The sequence below is a fragment of the Flavobacterium xizangense genome (assembly GCF_054075145.1).
Genome location: NZ_JBSIPG010000001.1, coordinates 817,579 through 833,793, shown reverse-complemented (window position 1 = coordinate 833,793; position 16,215 = coordinate 817,579). Strand labels below are relative to the sequence as shown.

At 34.2% G+C, this 16,215-nt stretch carries 17 protein-coding genes; 15 read left to right on the top strand and 2 right to left on the bottom strand.

Features of this window, described 5'->3' with window-relative positions; all coding sequences use genetic code 11:
- Positions 1 to 25 precede the first annotated feature (25 nt).
- A complete protein-coding gene (locus ACWA1B_RS03505; protein ID WP_035646207.1) occupies positions 26 to 373 on the bottom strand; it encodes a toxin-antitoxin system YwqK family antitoxin in 348 nt (115 codons plus the stop codon).
- Positions 374 to 584: 211 nt separating this feature from the next.
- On the bottom strand, positions 585 to 1,583 hold the full coding sequence (locus ACWA1B_RS03500; protein ID WP_456904479.1) for a TlpA family protein disulfide reductase: 999 nt from the start codon (positions 1,581 to 1,583) through the stop codon (positions 585 to 587).
- A 159-nt stretch (positions 1,584 to 1,742) separates the two neighbouring features.
- Here ACWA1B_RS03500 and aspS point away from each other — a divergent pair, with 159 nt between their 5' ends.
- The 15 genes from aspS to ACWA1B_RS03425 all read left to right on the top strand — a co-directional run bounded on the left by aspS (position 1,743) and on the right by ACWA1B_RS03425 (position 16,189).
- On the top strand, positions 1,743 to 3,494 hold the full coding sequence (aspS, locus tag ACWA1B_RS03495) for an aspartate--tRNA ligase (RefSeq protein ID WP_456904478.1): 1,752 nt from the start codon (positions 1,743 to 1,745) through the stop codon (positions 3,492 to 3,494).
- A gap of 305 nt (positions 3,495 to 3,799) precedes the next feature.
- On the top strand, positions 3,800 to 3,994 hold the full coding sequence (locus ACWA1B_RS03490; RefSeq protein ID WP_007137066.1) for a cold-shock protein: 195 nt from the start codon (positions 3,800 to 3,802) through the stop codon (positions 3,992 to 3,994).
- Positions 3,995 to 4,235: 241 nt separating this feature from the next.
- The gene (locus tag ACWA1B_RS03485; protein ID WP_035646215.1) at positions 4,236 to 4,601 is read left to right on the top strand and encodes an NADH-quinone oxidoreductase subunit A; all 366 of its coding nucleotides are present in this window, start codon (positions 4,236 to 4,238) and stop codon (positions 4,599 to 4,601) included.
- Between the two features lie 163 nt (positions 4,602 to 4,764).
- Positions 4,765 to 5,313 carry an NADH-quinone oxidoreductase subunit B gene (locus ACWA1B_RS03480; RefSeq protein ID WP_035646217.1) on the top strand — a complete coding sequence of 183 codons (549 nt, stop codon included), beginning with the start codon at positions 4,765 to 4,767 and terminating at the stop codon, positions 5,311 to 5,313.
- A 1-nt stretch (position 5,314) separates the two neighbouring features.
- Positions 5,315 to 5,836 (top strand): NADH-quinone oxidoreductase subunit C, encoded by a 522-nt coding sequence (locus tag ACWA1B_RS03475; RefSeq protein ID WP_456904477.1) that lies wholly within the window; start codon positions 5,315 to 5,317, stop codon positions 5,834 to 5,836.
- A 24-nt stretch (positions 5,837 to 5,860) separates the two neighbouring features.
- A complete protein-coding gene (locus ACWA1B_RS03470; RefSeq protein WP_456904476.1) occupies positions 5,861 to 7,099 on the top strand; it encodes an NADH-quinone oxidoreductase subunit D in 1,239 nt (412 codons plus the stop codon).
- A gap of 190 nt (positions 7,100 to 7,289) precedes the next feature.
- On the top strand, positions 7,290 to 7,820 hold the full coding sequence (locus tag ACWA1B_RS03465; protein WP_456904475.1) for a complex I 24 kDa subunit family protein: 531 nt from the start codon (positions 7,290 to 7,292) through the stop codon (positions 7,818 to 7,820).
- A gap of 1 nt (position 7,821) precedes the next feature.
- Positions 7,822 to 9,189 (top strand): NADH-quinone oxidoreductase subunit NuoF, encoded by a 1,368-nt coding sequence (nuoF, locus tag ACWA1B_RS03460; RefSeq protein ID WP_456904474.1) that lies wholly within the window; start codon positions 7,822 to 7,824, stop codon positions 9,187 to 9,189.
- 82 nt (positions 9,190 to 9,271) lie between these two features.
- Positions 9,272 to 10,303: an NADH-quinone oxidoreductase subunit G gene (locus tag ACWA1B_RS03455; RefSeq protein ID WP_456904473.1), complete on the top strand. Its 1,032-nt coding sequence runs from the start codon at positions 9,272 to 9,274 to the stop codon at positions 10,301 to 10,303.
- Positions 10,303 to 11,361 (top strand): NADH-quinone oxidoreductase subunit NuoH, encoded by a 1,059-nt coding sequence (gene nuoH / locus ACWA1B_RS03450; protein WP_456904472.1) that lies wholly within the window; start codon positions 10,303 to 10,305, stop codon positions 11,359 to 11,361. Before ACWA1B_RS03455 ends, nuoH begins: the two co-directional genes overlap by 1 nt.
- Before the next feature lie 83 nt (positions 11,362 to 11,444).
- Entirely contained in the window at positions 11,445 to 11,990 is a 546-nt protein-coding gene (locus tag ACWA1B_RS03445) for a NuoI/complex I 23 kDa subunit family protein (RefSeq protein ID WP_035646235.1), read from the top strand.
- Positions 11,990 to 12,529, top strand: a complete 540-nt coding sequence (locus ACWA1B_RS03440; protein ID WP_035646238.1) for an NADH-quinone oxidoreductase subunit J family protein — start codon at positions 11,990 to 11,992, stop codon at positions 12,527 to 12,529. The genes ACWA1B_RS03445 and ACWA1B_RS03440 overlap by 1 nt, the downstream gene beginning before the upstream one ends.
- Entirely contained in the window at positions 12,529 to 12,849 is a 321-nt protein-coding gene (gene nuoK, locus ACWA1B_RS03435; RefSeq protein ID WP_012023318.1) for an NADH-quinone oxidoreductase subunit NuoK, read from the top strand. Before ACWA1B_RS03440 ends, nuoK begins: the two co-directional genes overlap by 1 nt.
- A 6-nt stretch (positions 12,850 to 12,855) precedes the next feature.
- Positions 12,856 to 14,739, top strand: a complete 1,884-nt coding sequence (gene nuoL, locus ACWA1B_RS03430; RefSeq protein WP_456904471.1) for an NADH-quinone oxidoreductase subunit L — start codon at positions 12,856 to 12,858, stop codon at positions 14,737 to 14,739.
- Between the two features lie 10 nt (positions 14,740 to 14,749).
- Entirely contained in the window at positions 14,750 to 16,189 is a 1,440-nt protein-coding gene (locus ACWA1B_RS03425; RefSeq protein ID WP_456904470.1) for a complex I subunit 4 family protein, read from the top strand.
- Positions 16,190 to 16,215: the final 26 nt, after the last annotated feature.

Genomic DNA, 16,215 nt, shown 5'->3' with positions numbered 1-16,215 from the left:
TTTTTTTATAATTTGTCGAAATCAATTAATTTCTGTTTGCTAAAGCATTTTTCTGTAAATTTTTCACTGAGCTAACTTTACTGTCAACATAAGCTACTTCTTTTAGACTGTCTTCATTAAAGAAAATCCATTTTCCAGTTTTTACTCCGTTTGTGTATTCTCCAACGGCTTTTTTATTTCCTTTTTCGTCATAAGATACCCAAACACCATCCAACTTACCATCCTTAAAAAAACCTTCTTGTTGTACTTTACCATTTTCATAGTAATAAGTAGCTTTTACTGTATTTCCAACGGCTTCTAATTCAGGTTTAGTTTCCTGCGCAATTAACATTCCAGAGAACAACAACGCAGCTAAAATTACACTCTTTTTCATATCTGTAGGTATTTAATGTTAAGAAATCTTTATCAAATATAATCAATTGTTTACATTAAAAAAACTTTTACTTAACAATTTGGTAACATTGAGTAAAAACTTAACATTGGGCTTTTTTTTAAAACAATAAAACCAGCGCTTAGGCACTGGTTTTATTGGTATTTTATGAAAATCAGAATGTTACGATAACGTTATCGATTTCGTAAATAAATTAGTTCAATAATGAGTCTAACTGCGTTTGAAGCGCTTGATCAGAAGGTCTTGTCGCATTTGAATTAACAACTTTACCCTGTGGATCAATTAAAATAAATCGTGGAATTGAAACCACATTGTAACTCGTTGCAAAATCAGATTTCCACTCATTATCAGCCATAAGCTGGATACCACCTAGCTGTTTATCGGTTACGAATTTTTGCCATTTATCATGGTCTTTTGGCGCATCTATTGAAATACTAACAAACTCGATATTTTTGCCATGATATTTTTCTTCTACTTTTTGAAGAAAAGGAATTTCAGCTCGGCAAGGACCACACCAGGTTGCCCACATATCGATATAAACATATTTACCTTTTAAATCTGAAAGCTTTGTTTTTCCTCCTTTGTGATTTTCAAATTCGAAATCTGGCGATGCTGTATTATTCAATTTTGCCATTTTCAACACTTGGTTACGGTGCTCTGTAATTTCAGCAATTGCTTGCTGTCCATTTTCAGTTTCAATTTTTACAAAATCAGGATCTAATTTCTTATTACTTAATCGAGCTGCATCGGCTGCTTTTTTGTCATCAATTAATTTATTAAAAGCTGCATCATCTAAATTTACAACACTATTATCATAAAGTTTCTCATCGGCCAAAATGCGCTGTGCCAAAATATTGTTTTCTAAACTTCCTTTACCTTTATAAACTATCGATTCATCAAATTGCTTCGCATCCATTTTAAGCTTTATATCATAACCGTTTTTCAGAAACAATTCAGTTGATTCCACACCGTCATACATACGGCCTCTTCCTCCATTCAATACTAAGGTATCTTTAAAAATACCCTTTGCATTAACATAAATCGTCTTAACAACTTTTCCGTCATTAATAATTTTGATAATGTCGGTATTTCTATTTGCAATATTTGCTTCAAAAGTGACATAATTTTTAGATTGTCCAACGACATTAAAGGTGCTCAAAAGGACTATTCCAGCAATAAAAAGTTGTTTCATAATTTATTAAGGTTTGTTTTTAGTATCTCAAATCTAAAGAAATAAAAGCTTCAAAATTTCAGAATTAACAAAATATTTAAAAATTAATACACATCAGCTTATCACTTTGCTATTTTAATTTGAATTTTGTGTTTACTTTTGCAGTCTAAAATTGAGATCATGTATAGAAGTCATAATTGCGGCGAATTAAACGCTTCAAATATTAATACCGAAGTTACGCTTGCGGGCTGGGTTCAAAAATCACGCGATAAAGGATTTATGAATTGGGTCGATTTACGCGACCGTTATGGAATTACACAACTTATTTTCGACGAAAGTCGTACCGATAAAACCGTTTTTGAATTGGCCAAAACTCTTGGACGTGAATTTGTAATTCAGGTAAAAGGAACTGTTATTGAGCGTGAAGCCAAAAACAAAAACATCCCGACTGGTGAAATCGAAATTTTAGTTTCTGAATTGATTATTCTGAATTCGGCTTTAACTCCTCCATTTACAATTGAAGATGAAACGGACGGTGGGGAAGATATCCGAATGAAATACCGTTATTTAGATATCAGAAGAAATCCGGTAAAAAACAGCTTATTATTTCGTCATAAAGTAGCGATGGAAGTTCGCAAATATCTATCTGATTTAGATTTCTGTGAAGTTGAAACTCCATACTTAATCAAATCTACTCCTGAAGGTGCAAGAGATTTCGTTGTACCAAGCCGTATGAACGAAGGACAGTTTTATGCATTGCCACAATCTCCACAAACTTTCAAACAATTATTGATGGTAGGCGGAATGGATAAATATTTCCAAATCGTGAAATGTTTCCGTGACGAAGATTTGCGCGCTGACCGTCAACCTGAGTTTACACAAATTGACTGCGAAATGGCATTTGTTGAACAAGAGGACATTTTAAATGTTTTTGAAGGTTTGACAAGACATTTATTAAAAGAAATTAAAGGAATAGAAGTAGAAAAATTCCCTAGAATTACCTACGACTATGCTATGAAAACATACGGAAACGACAAACCGGACATTCGCTTCGGGATGAAATTTGGCGAGTTAAACGAATTTGCACAACACAAAGAATTCCCTGTATTTAATTCGGCAGAATTAGTTGTGGGAATTGCAGTTCCGGGAGCAGGAAATTATACTCGTAAAGAAATTGATGGGTTAATTGACTGGGTTAAACGTCCACAAGTTGGAGCCTCTGGAATGGTTTATGTGAAATGTAACGAAGACGGAACATATAAATCATCTGTAGATAAATTCTACGATAATGATGATTTGGCAAACTGGGCAAAAGCAACGGAAGCAAATCCTGGTGACATGATTTTTGTACTTTCAGGTCCGGCAAACAAAACAAGAGCGCAGCTTTCTGCACTTCGTATGGAATTAGCAACTCGTTTAGGATTACGTAATCCTGAAGAATTTGCTCCATTATGGGTTGTTGATTTCCCATTACTAGAATTAGATGAAGAAAGCGGTCGTTACCATGCTATGCACCACCCGTTTACATCTCCAAAACCAGAAGATATGGCTTTATTGGAAACAGAACCTGGAAAAGTTCGTGCAAATGCTTACGATATGGTTTTAAACGGAAACGAAATTGGCGGTGGATCAATTCGTATTCATGATAAAGCAACACAACAATTAATGTTCAAATATTTAGGATTTACCGAAGAAGAAGCAAAAGCGCAATTCGGCTTCTTAATGGATGCTTTCCAATTTGGAGCACCACCACATGGAGGATTAGCTTTTGGATTAGATAGACTTGTAGCTATTTTAGGAGGTCAGGAAACTATTCGAGATTTCATCGCTTTCCCAAAAAACAATTCTGGACGCGACGTTATGATTGATGCTCCGGCAGCAATTGACGATGCACAATTAAAAGAATTGCACATTAAAATTGATGCTATTTAAATTTTAAAAAATTAAATTATACTAAAAAGCAGCTGAAAATTTCAGCTGCTTTTTTTATTTCTAAATCTTTAAGAATAATTGCAAATTTTACACTTATCAACATAAAAAATTCCTACAATTCCGTTTTTCCTATATTCCTACAATAAACGATTCTCAAATTATGGTATTTCATATAAAAATAGATGCAATAAACCACGTAAAAACACTGTAAATCAATAATTTTTACAAAAAATTAACACGTACATGTCTTTTGTATTAGTTAATATGTTACATTTGCTTTATTATAAATTATTATTACAATTACAATGCGTACAGGTACAGTAAAATTTTTCAATGAATCTAAAGGTTATGGATTCATTACAGACGAAGAAACAGGAAAGGACATCTTCGTTCACGCTTCAGGAATTAACGCGGAAGAATTACGCGAAGGTGACCGTGTAAGCTACGAAGAAGAAGAAGGAAGAAAAGGGAAAGTTGCTGCTAAAGTAGCAGTAATCTAAGAAAAATATAGCAATTTATTTTTTTTGCCTCTGAATGGTTTTAAAAACGTCTCGAAGTATCGGGACGTTTTTTTTTGGTCATTTCTTAAAAAAATATTAAAAAAAGACTTTCTTATTTATAATCAATAAAAATTAGATATAAACCTCGTTTCGCAACCTACTTATATCCCTCTTTAGTTTGTGATTTACATAGTTGAAAGTTATCTTTGTGGCTTATTCTTTAAGTAAAAACCCTAAGTTTATGCAATCTGATCAATACAGTTACATTCCAATTTTAATGCAGTTCATTCTGGCTGTTGGTTTTGTAGTAGGAACAATTATTATTTCCGGAAAATTAGGCCCAAAAAGAACCTCTGAAGTTAAAGACAAAAACTTTGAGTGCGGGATTGAATCTGTTGGAAATGCACGTATCCCTTTTTCGGTAAAATATTTTCTTGTTGCTATTTTATTTGTTTTGTTTGACGTAGAAGTAATCTTCCTTTATCCTTGGGCAGTAAACTTTAAAGATTTAGGCATCGAAGGAATGCTTAAAATGATCGTTTTCATGGCTTTACTTTTAGTTGGTTTCTTTTACATCATCAAAAAGAAAGCTTTAGAGTGGGAATAAAGAATTTTAGATTTCAGATTTTAGATTTTAGATTGGTTCAATTTAGAATTTTAGATTTGAAAAATAAATTTCTCAAAATACAATACTGATTTTTAAATATTGATTTCGGTTTTCACGATTTGTAAAAATCTAAAATCAGAAATCTAAAATCTAAAATAAAAAAATGAGCGATTCAAAAGTAAATATGGTTGCACCGCCAGAGGGAGTTGTAGGAGAAGGATTCTTCGCTACAAAACTTAACGATGTTGTTGGTTTAGCAAGAGCTAACTCATTATGGCCGCTTCCTTTCGCGACTTCATGCTGTGGTATCGAATTCATGGCAACAATGGCTTCACATTATGATTTAGCACGATTTGGTTCTGAGCGTGTGAGTTTCTCTCCTCGTCAGGCAGACATGTTATTAGTAATGGGAACTATTTCAAAAAAAATGGCTCCAATTTTAAGACAAGTTTACGAACAAATGTCTGAGCCTCGCTGGGTAATTGCTGTTGGAGCATGTGCTTCGTCAGGAGGTATTTTCGACACTTACTCCGTTTTACAAGGAATTGACAAAGTAATCCCAGTTGACGTTTATGTACCTGGATGCCCTCCAAGACCAGAACAAATCGTAGACGGTGTAATGAGATTACAAGAATTGGTAAAAAGCGAATCTGTAAGACGTAGAAGTTCTCCAGAATACCAAGAATTATTAGCTTCCTATAACATTTCATAAGATGGCTTTAGAAAATACCCAGATACAAGATAAACTTACAGAAACATTCAACAACGATGTTTTTAACTTTCAAGAAGAAAGAGATATTTTTTCTTTAGAAGCTTCGGCTGATAAAATCACAGCCTTAATTCTATTCCTAAAAAACGATTCTGATTTACGTTTTCACTTCTTAACAGATTTATGTGGAATTCATTATCCTGACAACGAAACTGAACGTCAGTTTGCAGTGGTATATCATTTACACAACTGGTATGAAAACAAACGTATTAGAATCAAAGTTTATCTAAACGGCGAAAAACCAGAGATTAAATCAATTTCGAATATTTTCTTAAGTTCAAACTGGATGGAAAGAGAAACGTATGATTTCTTTGGAATCAACTTTATTGGCCATCCACAGCTGAAACGTATTTTAAATATGGATGAAATGGTGTCTTTCCCAATGAGAAAAGAATTCCCTATGGAAGACAGCGGAAGAACTGATAAAGATGACAGGTTCTTTGGAAGAACAACAACAAATTGCTAAAAATAAATAATTCAACATTATAAAATGTCAGAACTATTATTACCACCAGAGCATCGTTATGCTAAAATAATCAAAGAGAAACTAAACGAAGACGGAAGCGAGCTTTCAGTTCTGAATTTAGGACCAACTCACCCTGCGACTCACGGTATTTTTCAAAATATCCTATTAATGGATGGTGAAAGAATTCTAGAGGCTGAACCAACTATTGGCTACATCCATAGAGCTTTCGAAAAAATCGCCGAAAATCGTCCTTTCTATCAAATCACGCCTCTTACAGACCGTATGAACTATTGCTCCTCTCCTATTAATAATATGGGATGGTGGATGACATTAGAGAAACTATTAGGTGTTGAAGTTCCAAAAAGAGCACAGTATTTAAGAGTTATTGTAATGGAGCTTGCTCGTATTACCGATCACTTAATCTGTAACTCGATTCTTGGTGTTGATACTGGTGCGTATACAGGTTTCTTATACGTTTTTCAATTTAGAGAAAAAATCTACGAAATCTACGAAGAAATTTGTGGAGCTCGTTTGACTACAAATATGGGAAGAATTGGTGGTTTTGAAAGAGACTGGTCTCCAGAAGCTTTCAGAAAACTAGATATTTTCCTTGAAGAATTTCCAGTTGCCTGGAAAGAATTCGAAAACTTATTCGAAAGAAACAGAATATTCCTTGACAGAACTGTAAATGTAGGTGCAATTTCTGCTGAAAAAGCAATGGCTTACGGATTTACAGGTCCAAACTTACGCGCTGCAGGAGTAGATTATGACGTTCGTGTTGCACAACCTTATTCATCATACGAAGATTTTGATTTTATTGTTCCTGTTGGAAAATCAGGTGACACATACGATCGTTTCTGTGTTCGTAATGCTGAAGTTTGGGAAAGTTTAAGCATTATTCGTCAGGCATTAGAAAAAATGCCAGCTGGAAACGAATATCATGCAGAGGTTCCTGATTATTACCTTCCTCCAAAAGAAGATGTATACAATTCGATGGAATCTTTAATCTATCACTTTAAAATCGTAATGGGAGAAGTTCCTGTTCCGGTTGCCGAAATTTACCACCCTGTTGAAGGAGGAAATGGAGAGATAGGTTTTTATTTAGTTACAGACGGAAGTAGAACTCCATATAGATTACACTTCAGAAGACCGTGCTTTATTTATTATCAAGCATATCCTGAAATGATTAAAGGATCGTTGCTTTCTGATGCAATTGTTATCCTTTCGAGTTTAAACGTAATTGCTGGAGAATTAGACGCGTAAAAAATTTTAGATTGAAGATTTTAGATTTTAAATTGCATAGCAAATTTTAAAATTTAGATTGAAATCTAAGCTTAATATAGAATTGAAGAATTCAGATCAAAAGGTCTAAAAACTAACAAAGATTGCAGAATACGGATTAAGGACAAAGATTGAAAAATCTAAAATCTAAAATCTAAAATCTAAAATAAAAATGGAACGTAAACATTACAAACAAGAAATAAATATGACTGAGGCATTGATTGCTCGTATCAATGAATTGATTAGTCATTATCCGGAAGGCAAACAAAAATCGGCTTTATTGCCTGTTTTGCATGAAGTTCAGGATGCACACAATAACTGGCTTAGTATTGAACTACAAGATAAAGTTGCCGAAATTCTTCAGATAAAACCGATTGAGGTTTATGAAGTGGTTACTTTTTATACCATGTTCAACCAAAAGCCAATTGGAAAATACATGTTTGAATTTTGCCAGACTTCTTGTTGTTGTTTAAGCGGTGCCGAAAATTTAATGGATTATACTTCTGAAAAATTAGGCATTAAAATGGGCGAAACAACTCCAGACGGAATGTTCACTATTGCTGGTGTAGAATGTCTAGGCGCTTGCGGATATGCTCCAATGATGCAGCTAGGAGATTTCTACAAAGAGAAATTGACAGAAGAAAAAATCGATCAGTTAATCGCTGATTGCAGAGATGATAAAATAATATTACACGATAAATAAGATGTCACAAAAAATATTATTAGATAAAATCAATATTCCTGGAATTAAAACCTACGAAGTTTATCGCCAAAATGGTGGTTATGCTTCTGTAGAAAAAGCTTTAAAAACACTTACGCCGGATGAAGTCACTGAAGAAGTGAAAAAATCAGGTCTTCGTGGTCGTGGCGGTGCGGGTTTCCCTGCCGGTATGAAATGGAGCTTTATTGATAAAAAATCAGGAAAACCAAGACACTTAGTTTGTAACGCCGATGAATCTGAACCAGGAACTTTCAAAGATCGTTATTTGATGGAATTCATTCCTCACTTATTGATAGAGGGAATGATTACTTCAAGTTACGCTTTAGGCGCGAACCTTTCGTATATCTACATTCGTGGAGAATATATGTGGGTTTTCAAAATTTTAGAAAGAGCAATCGCCGAAGCCAAAGCTGCAGGCTGGTTAGGAAAAAATATATTAGGGACAGGTTACGATTTAGAGTTACACGTTCACTGTGGAGCCGGAGCTTATATTTGTGGAGAAGAAACTGCACTTATTGAATCTCTGGAAGGTAAAAGAGGAAATCCTCGTATTAAACCACCTTTCCCTGCGGTTTCTGGACTTTGGGCAAATCCAACAGTGGTAAACAATGTTGAAACTATCGCAACAGTGCCTTGGATTGTAAACAATTCTGGTGACGATTATGCTAAAATTGGAATTGGACGTTCTACAGGAACTAAATTAATTTCTGCATCTGGAAATATTAAAAATCCTGGTGTTTACGAAATTGAACTAGGCTTAAGTGTTGACGAATTCATGAATTCTGATGAATATTTAGGCGGAATGTCTTCAAGTCGTCCATTAAAAGCATTTGTGCCAGGAGGTTCTTCTGTGCCAATTTTACCAGCTGAATTGATTTTCAAAACAGCAAATGGCGAAGATCGTTTAATGACTTACGAATCTTTAAGTGATGGTGGTTTTGCTACGGGATCAATGTTAGGTTCAGGGGGATTTATCGTTTATGATGACACAGCTTGTATCGTTAGAAACACTTGGAATTTTGCTCGTTTCTATCACCACGAATCTTGTGGGCAATGTACACCTTGCCGTGAAGGAACAGGATGGTTGGAAAAAATCTTATGGAGAATCGAAAACGGTCAAGGCCGTGAAGAAGATATTGAATTACTTTGGAGTATTCAAAGTAAAATTGAAGGAAACACAATTTGTCCTCTTGGTGATGCCGCTTCTTGGCCAGTAGCAGCAGCAATTCGTCACTTTAGAGATGAGTTTGAATATCACGTTCGTTTTCCTGAAAAAATTAAGAATAGAGATCACTTTGTTGCTGAACCTTTTTCACAAGTAAAGCATTTAGTAGGAAAACAAACAGTTTAAAATAGTTTCAAGTTTCAAGTTTTTTTAGTTTCAAGTTCAACCTGAAACTTTAAACCTGAAACTAAAAAAACAAAATATAGAGATGAAAGTAACCATAGACGGTCAAAGTATAGACGTAGAGCCAGGAACAACGATCCTGCAGGCTGCACGTATGATTGGTGGAGATTTGGTTCCGCCAGCCATGTGCTATTACTCAAAATTAAAAGGCAGCGGCGGAAAATGCCGTTGTTGTTTAGTTGAAGTTTCTAAAGGTAGTGAAGCTGACCCAAGACCAATGCCAAAATTGATGGCATCTTGTGTAACAGGATGTATGGATGGAATGGAAGTAAACAGTAAATCTTCTGCCAGAGTTACCGAAGCGCGTAAATCTGTAACAGAATTTTTATTGATCAATCACCCGTTAGACTGCCCTATTTGTGATCAGGCTGGTGAATGTGATCTTCAAAATTTAAGTTTTGAGCACGGAAATCCGAAATCACGTTTTATTGAAGAAAAAAGAACATTTGAGCCAGAAGATATTGGTCCAAATATTCAACTGCATATGAACCGTTGTATTTTATGCCAAAGATGTGTACAAGTTGCAGATCAATTAACAGACAACAGAGTTCACGGAGTATTAGATCGTGGTGACCACGCTAATATTTCAACTGGAATTTCTAAAGCAATCGACAATGAGTTTTCTGGAAACATGATTGACGTTTGTCCGGTTGGAGCTTTAACAGACAAAACTTTCCGTTTTAAATCAAGAGTTTGGTTTAACAAACCTTATAATGCACACAGAGAATGTACGACTCCAGGATGTTGTGGAAAAACAACAGTTTGGATGTTTGGTGGAGAAATTCAACGTGTAACGGGTCGTAAAGACGAGTACCATGAAGTTGAAGAATTCATTTGTAACTCTTGTCGTTTTGACCACAAAGATGTGAATGATTGGGTTATTGAAGGACCAAGAGAATTTGAAAAAGATTCTGTTATCAACCAAAACAATTACACTCAAAAATTAGAGAAAGTACAAATCGATACTGAAAAGAATATTCTTCTGGGTAGAGATATTGACCGTAAAAAAATCAGTATGGCTGAAATTCCATTAAACACTAACAACAAAAATTCTTAATGATGGTAGATGGTGCGTTTATTATAGAAAAAAGTGTTGTAATTGTTGTAGTTTTTGCTGTAACCATGATTATGGCGATGTATTCTACATGGGCTGAACGTAAAGTTGCAGCTTTCCTTCAGGATCGTGTTGGACCAAACCGCGCTGGATGGGGAGGTTTATTACAACCTCTTGCTGATGGTATGAAATTATTTTCTAAAGAAGAATTTTTTCCAAATACTCCTAATAAATTTTTATTTGTTGTGGGTCCTGCTATTGCTATGAGTACAGCTTTAATGACAAGTGCTGTAATTCCGTGGGGAGATCATTTAGTGATTTTTGGAAGAGAAGTTATTCTTCAGGCAACTGATGTAAATATTGCTTTATTATACATCTTTGGCGTTCTTTCTGTTGGAGTTTATGGTATCATGATTGGTGGATGGGCTTCAAACAATAAATTCTCGTTAATGGGAGCTGTTCGTGCAGCTTCTCAAATGGTTTCTTATGAAGTTGCAATGGGATTATCAATGATTGCATTATTGATGATGACCGGAACAATGAGTTTAAGAGAAATGTCTTTACAACAACAAGGAATGAACTGGAATGTTTTCTATCAGCCTTTATCATTTTTAATTTTCCTGATTTGTTCATTTGCTGAAACTAACAGAACGCCTTTTGACTTAGCAGAATGCGAAAGCGAATTAATTGGAGGTTATCATACGGAGTATTCTTCCATGAAAATGGGATTCTATTTATTTGCTGAATATGCAAGTATGTTTACTTCTGCTACTATTATTTCTGTATTATTCTTTGGTGGTTACAACTATCCTGGAATGCAATGGATGGTAGAAAACGTTGGTGTAAATACTGCTAACTTATTAGGAATTGCGGTATTATTTGTAAAAATATGTTTCTTCATATTCTTTTACATGTGGGTACGTTGGACGATTCCAAGATTTAGATATGACCAATTAATGAACTTAGGCTGGAGAATTTTGATTCCGCTTTCGATTATTAATATTATGATTACGGGTGCTGTTATTTTAAGACACGATATCGCAGCAGCTTTAGGGTTCTAAAAACCATAATTAGCTTCAAATAAAAACAAAATAGATTTGAATTTGACTGATCAAATTTTGAATCATAAATTATAATAGTAAAAATGTCAATAGAAACTATATCATTATCGGGTAGAAAAAAGGTGGTGTCAAATAAGGACATGACTTTTTTGGAACGATTGTATCTTGTGGCGATTGTAAAAGGTTTGGCGATTACGCTGAAACATCTTTTTAGAAAAAAAGTTACGATTCATTATCCTGAACAGGTACGTACAATGAGTCCTGTTTATCGTGGTCAACATATGTTGAAACGCGATGAGCAAGGCCGTGAAAACTGTACTGCTTGTGGATTATGTGCATTATCTTGTCCTGCTGAAGCCATTACAATGAAAGCTGCAGAACGCAAAGCGGATGAAAAACATTTATACAGAGAAGAAAAATATGCTGAGATCTATGAAATCAACATGCTTCGTTGTATTTTCTGTGGTTTATGTGAAGAAGCGTGCCCGAAAGATGCAATTTACTTGACAGAATCTAAAGTATTAGTTCCTGCCAGTTATGAAAGAGAAGATTTCATTTTTGGTAAAGACAAATTAGTGATGCCTTTAGAAATGGCTATCAAAAATTCACAACTTAACAACGCTAACTAATGATACACATTCCTGATCTTGCAAACGCAACTCCTGTAGGAGTGATATTTTGTATCTTAGCGTTTATTACAGTAATCACTGCTTTCTTGACTATTTTTAGCAGAAACCCAATTCACTCCGCTATTTACTTAGTGATTTGTTTCTTCTCTATCGCTGGTCATTATTTATTATTAAACTCTCAATTCTTAGCAATTGTTCACATAATAGTTTACGCTGGAGCCATTATGATTTTGTTCCTGTTTACGATTATGCTAATGAACTTAAACGAACAAAAAGATGTACACCGACCAAGAATTACACGCTTGGGTGCCATTGTTTCTTTTTGTTTGATTGTTATTGTTTTGATTACAATTTTCATCAACTCTAAGCCAATTGTGGGTGAATACGATTCAACTGGTGAAGATTTCCAATCAATTAAAGTATTGGGTAAAATATTATTGAACGAATATATGGTGCCATTTGAATTTGCTTCAATTTTACTTTTGGTTGCGATGATTGGAACTGTATTATTGTCTAAAAAAGAAAAATTAAATAAATAATGGGTAATATATTAAATCAAATAGGTATTGAAAATTACATCTTTTTAAGTGTTGTACTTTTTTGTATTGGTGTTTTTGGTGTGTTATACAGACGAAATTCTATTATCGTTTTTATGTCGATCGAAATCATGCTGAATGCTGTAAACCTTTTATTTGTGGCTTTTTCAACATATCATCAGGATGCACAGGGGCAAGTATTTGTTTTCTTTTCGATGGCCGTTGCTGCAGCAGAAGTTGCAGTTGGGTTAGCTATTCTGGTTTCTATTTTCAGAAACATTGGCTCAATTAGTATCGATAACTTAAAAAATTTAAAAGGATAAAAAGAAATGGATATTAATTTAGCTTTACTTTTAGTATTAACTCCTTTTTTAGGATTTCTAATCAATGTTTTCTTTGGAAAAAGCTTAGGAAAAACAGTTTCTGGAGCAATCGGAACTGTTGCAGTTGCAATTTCTTTCATCGTTACTCTTGTACTTTTTAATCAAATTACTTCAACTGGAAAAGCAATTGAAGTTACTTTATTTGATTGGATTCAAATTAGCAACTTAAAAATCAATCTTGGATTTTTATTAGATCAATTATCTGTTCTTTGGCTGCTTTTCGTAACCGGAATTGGATCTTTGATTCATTTATACTCTATCAGTTATATGCATGATGATGAGAATATGCACAAGTTTTTTGCGTATTTGAATCTGTTCGTATTCTTTATGATTACGCTTGTAATTGGAAGCAACTTATTAGTTCTTTTCATCGGATGGGAAGGTGTTGGACTTTGTTCTTACCTATTAATTGGATTCTGGCATAAAAACCAAGATTACAATGATGCTGCAAAAAAAGCTTTCATCATGAACAGAATCGGAGATTTAGGTCTTTTGATTGGTATGTTTATCATCGGATCAATGTTCTCTACATTAGATTATGCAACTTTAAAAACGGCAATTGCTGGAGCTGCTAACTTAAATTTACCATTACTGTCTTTAGCTGCTTTATGTTTATTTATTGGAGCTTGTGGTAAATCTGCTCAAATTCCGTTATATACTTGGTTACCTGATGCGATGGCTGGACCAACTCCAGTTTCTGCATTAATCCACGCTGCTACGATGGTTACTGCTGGTATTTTCATGGTAACAAGATTAAACTTTGTTTTTGATTTAGCAGTTGATGTTCAAACCGTAATTGCAGTAATTGGAGCTATCACTTCATTAGTTGCTGCTACAATTGGTTTAGTTCAAAACGATATCAAAAAAGTATTGGCTTATTCTACCGTTTCACAATTAGGATTAATGTTTTTAGCATTAGGATTTGGAGCTTATGAAGTAGCTGTTTTCCACGTAATCACACACGCTTTCTTTAAAGCTTGTTTATTCTTGGGATCAGGATCTGTTATTCACGGATTACACGGAGAACAAGATATGCGTAACATGGGAGGTTTGCGCAAAGCAATGCCAATTACTTTCTGGACTATGTTGATTTCTTCATTGGCAATTTCAGGTTTCCCTTTACTTTCAGGTTTCTTCTCTAAAGACGAAATTTTAATGACTGCTTTCCACCATAGCATTCCATTATATGTTGTTGGCTCTATCGCTTCAATCATGACAGCTTTCTATATGTTCCGTTTAATGTTCTTGACTTTCTTCAAAGAATTTAGAGGAACTGAAGAACAAAAACATCACTTACACGAAAGCGGTTCCCTAATTACTATCCCACTTATTATTTTAGCAATTCTTGCTGCATTTGGTGGATTAATTAGTTTACCAGGAAACAGCTGGCTGAATGAATATTTAGCACCTCTTTTCACAAAAGCAGCAGGAGAAGAACACCACTTAGGCACAACTGAATATACTTTAATGGGAGTTGCAGTATTAGGATGTTTACTAGGAATTTTAATTGCTTACATAAAATACTTTAAACAAGATAATGTTCCTGAATCAGACGAAAATATTACTGGTGTAGCAAAAGTGCTTTACAACAAATATTATGTTGATGAACTTTATGATGCTGTATTTGTACGTCCTGTAAACGGTTTATCAAAAATCTTTAGAGATTATGTTGAAACTGGTTTATCTGCACTTGTTTTTGGATTAGCCAAAGTGGCGAATGAACTATCATTCCAAGGAAAAAAATTACAAACCGGAAGTATCGGATTATATCTTTTTGCCTTTGTTTTAGGACTTTGCGCAATTGTTTCCTATATTTTTTTAGCTCAATAATATTATAACTATGAACGTTTCTACTATATTAATTATACTTTTAATTGGTGCATTTGCCACTTATTTTTCTGGTGACAAACTAGCTTCAAAAGTTGCATTACTTTTTAGTTTAGCAGCTTTAGGATGTTCAATTGTATTATTGAATAATTTTTCTGCTGGTGAAAATATCAGCGTAATCAACAGCTGGATTGTTCAGCCTAAAATTTCATTTGCTTTAAATGCTGACGGATTAGCTCTTGCAATGCTTTTATTGACTACAGCTTTGACTCCAATTATTATATTCTCTTCTTTTGGAAACGAATATAAAAATGCTAAAGCTTTTTACGCACTAATCCTATTTATGGCATTTGCAATGACAGGAACATTCCTGGCTGCAGATGGTCTTTTATACTATATTTTCTGGGAATTAGCACTTATTCCAATCTACTTTATTGCTTTAATTTGGGGTAACGGAGATGCTGAAGAGAGAAGAAAAGCAGTTGTTAAATTCTTTATTTATACACTTGCAGGCTCTTTATTCATGTTAACTGCTTTTATCTATTTATACACAAAAGCGCACAGTTTCTTAATCGAAGATTTATACAAATTAAATCTGTCTGCTGATGAACAGCTTTGGATTTTCTTGGCTTTCTTCTTGGCTTATGCAATTAAAATTCCAATTATTCCTTTTCATACATGGCAGGCAAGTGTTTACCAAAAAGCTCCAACCGTTGGAACAATGCTTTTATCTGGTATCATGTTAAAAATGGGATTGTACAGTGTTATTCGTTGGCAACTACCAATTGCGCCTCTTGCTGCAAAAGAATACATGAATATTTTTATTGCTTTAGGAATTGCTGGCGTTATCTACGGCTCAATCGTTGCATTGAGACAAAAAGATTTAAAGAAACTATTAGCTTATTCTTCACTTGCTCACGTTGGATTAATCGCTGCAGGAACTTATACTTTAACCATTGATGGTTTCCGTGGAGCAGTTTTACAAATGATCGCTCACGGTTTTGTTGTAGTTGGATTATTTTACGCTGCAGAAATTATTTATAGAAGATTTGAAACAAGAAATATTGCAGAATTGGGCGGAATTCGTACTCAATCTCCAAAATTCACTTCAATGTTTTTAATTTTGGTTTTGGCTTCTGTTGCTTTGCCAACTACGTTTAATTTTGTTGGAGAATTTACAGTTTTGTACAGCCTTTCTCAAATTAATATCTGGTTCGCTCTTTTAGGCGGAACAACAATTATTTTAGGAGCTTATTATATGTTGAAAATGTTTCAAAATGTAATGTTAGGCGAAACAAATTCTAAAACTTTTGCAGATGTTTCTGTAAATGAAGGGATTTCTATGGTAGCAATTATTGCTGTATTGATTTTCTTTGGATTTTATCCAAAACCAATTACAGATTTGATCACACCAAGTTTAGAAACTATTTTAAACGTTATCAATAAAAATTAATATTTTAAATAAAAATAAATTAGGGC

Excerpts from the sequence above, each read along its gene's own strand:
- ACWA1B_RS03505 (WP_035646207.1), bottom strand. The coding sequence starts at position 373 with ATGAAAAAGAGTGTAATTTTAGCTGCGTTGTTGTTCTCTGGAATGTTA.
- ACWA1B_RS03500 (WP_456904479.1), bottom strand. The coding sequence starts at position 1,583 with ATGAAACAACTTTTTATTGCTGGAATAGTCCTTTTGAGCACCTTTAAT.
- aspS (WP_456904478.1), top strand. The coding sequence starts at position 1,743 with ATGTATAGAAGTCATAATTGCGGCGAATTAAACGCTTCAAATATTAAT.
- ACWA1B_RS03490 (WP_007137066.1), top strand. The coding sequence starts at position 3,800 with ATGCGTACAGGTACAGTAAAATTTTTCAATGAATCTAAAGGTTATGGA.
- ACWA1B_RS03485 (WP_035646215.1), top strand. The coding sequence starts at position 4,236 with ATGCAATCTGATCAATACAGTTACATTCCAATTTTAATGCAGTTCATT.
- ACWA1B_RS03480 (WP_035646217.1), top strand. The coding sequence starts at position 4,765 with ATGAGCGATTCAAAAGTAAATATGGTTGCACCGCCAGAGGGAGTTGTA.
- ACWA1B_RS03475 (WP_456904477.1), top strand. The coding sequence starts at position 5,315 with ATGGCTTTAGAAAATACCCAGATACAAGATAAACTTACAGAAACATTC.
- ACWA1B_RS03470 (WP_456904476.1), top strand. The coding sequence starts at position 5,861 with ATGTCAGAACTATTATTACCACCAGAGCATCGTTATGCTAAAATAATC.
- ACWA1B_RS03465 (WP_456904475.1), top strand. The coding sequence starts at position 7,290 with ATGGAACGTAAACATTACAAACAAGAAATAAATATGACTGAGGCATTG.
- nuoF (WP_456904474.1), top strand. The coding sequence starts at position 7,822 with ATGTCACAAAAAATATTATTAGATAAAATCAATATTCCTGGAATTAAA.
- ACWA1B_RS03455 (WP_456904473.1), top strand. The coding sequence starts at position 9,272 with ATGAAAGTAACCATAGACGGTCAAAGTATAGACGTAGAGCCAGGAACA.
- nuoH (WP_456904472.1), top strand. The coding sequence starts at position 10,303 with ATGATGGTAGATGGTGCGTTTATTATAGAAAAAAGTGTTGTAATTGTT.
- ACWA1B_RS03445 (WP_035646235.1), top strand. The coding sequence starts at position 11,445 with ATGTCAATAGAAACTATATCATTATCGGGTAGAAAAAAGGTGGTGTCA.
- ACWA1B_RS03440 (WP_035646238.1), top strand. The coding sequence starts at position 11,990 with ATGATACACATTCCTGATCTTGCAAACGCAACTCCTGTAGGAGTGATA.
- nuoK (WP_012023318.1), top strand. The coding sequence starts at position 12,529 with ATGGGTAATATATTAAATCAAATAGGTATTGAAAATTACATCTTTTTA.
- nuoL (WP_456904471.1), top strand. The coding sequence starts at position 12,856 with ATGGATATTAATTTAGCTTTACTTTTAGTATTAACTCCTTTTTTAGGA.
- ACWA1B_RS03425 (WP_456904470.1), top strand. The coding sequence starts at position 14,750 with ATGAACGTTTCTACTATATTAATTATACTTTTAATTGGTGCATTTGCC.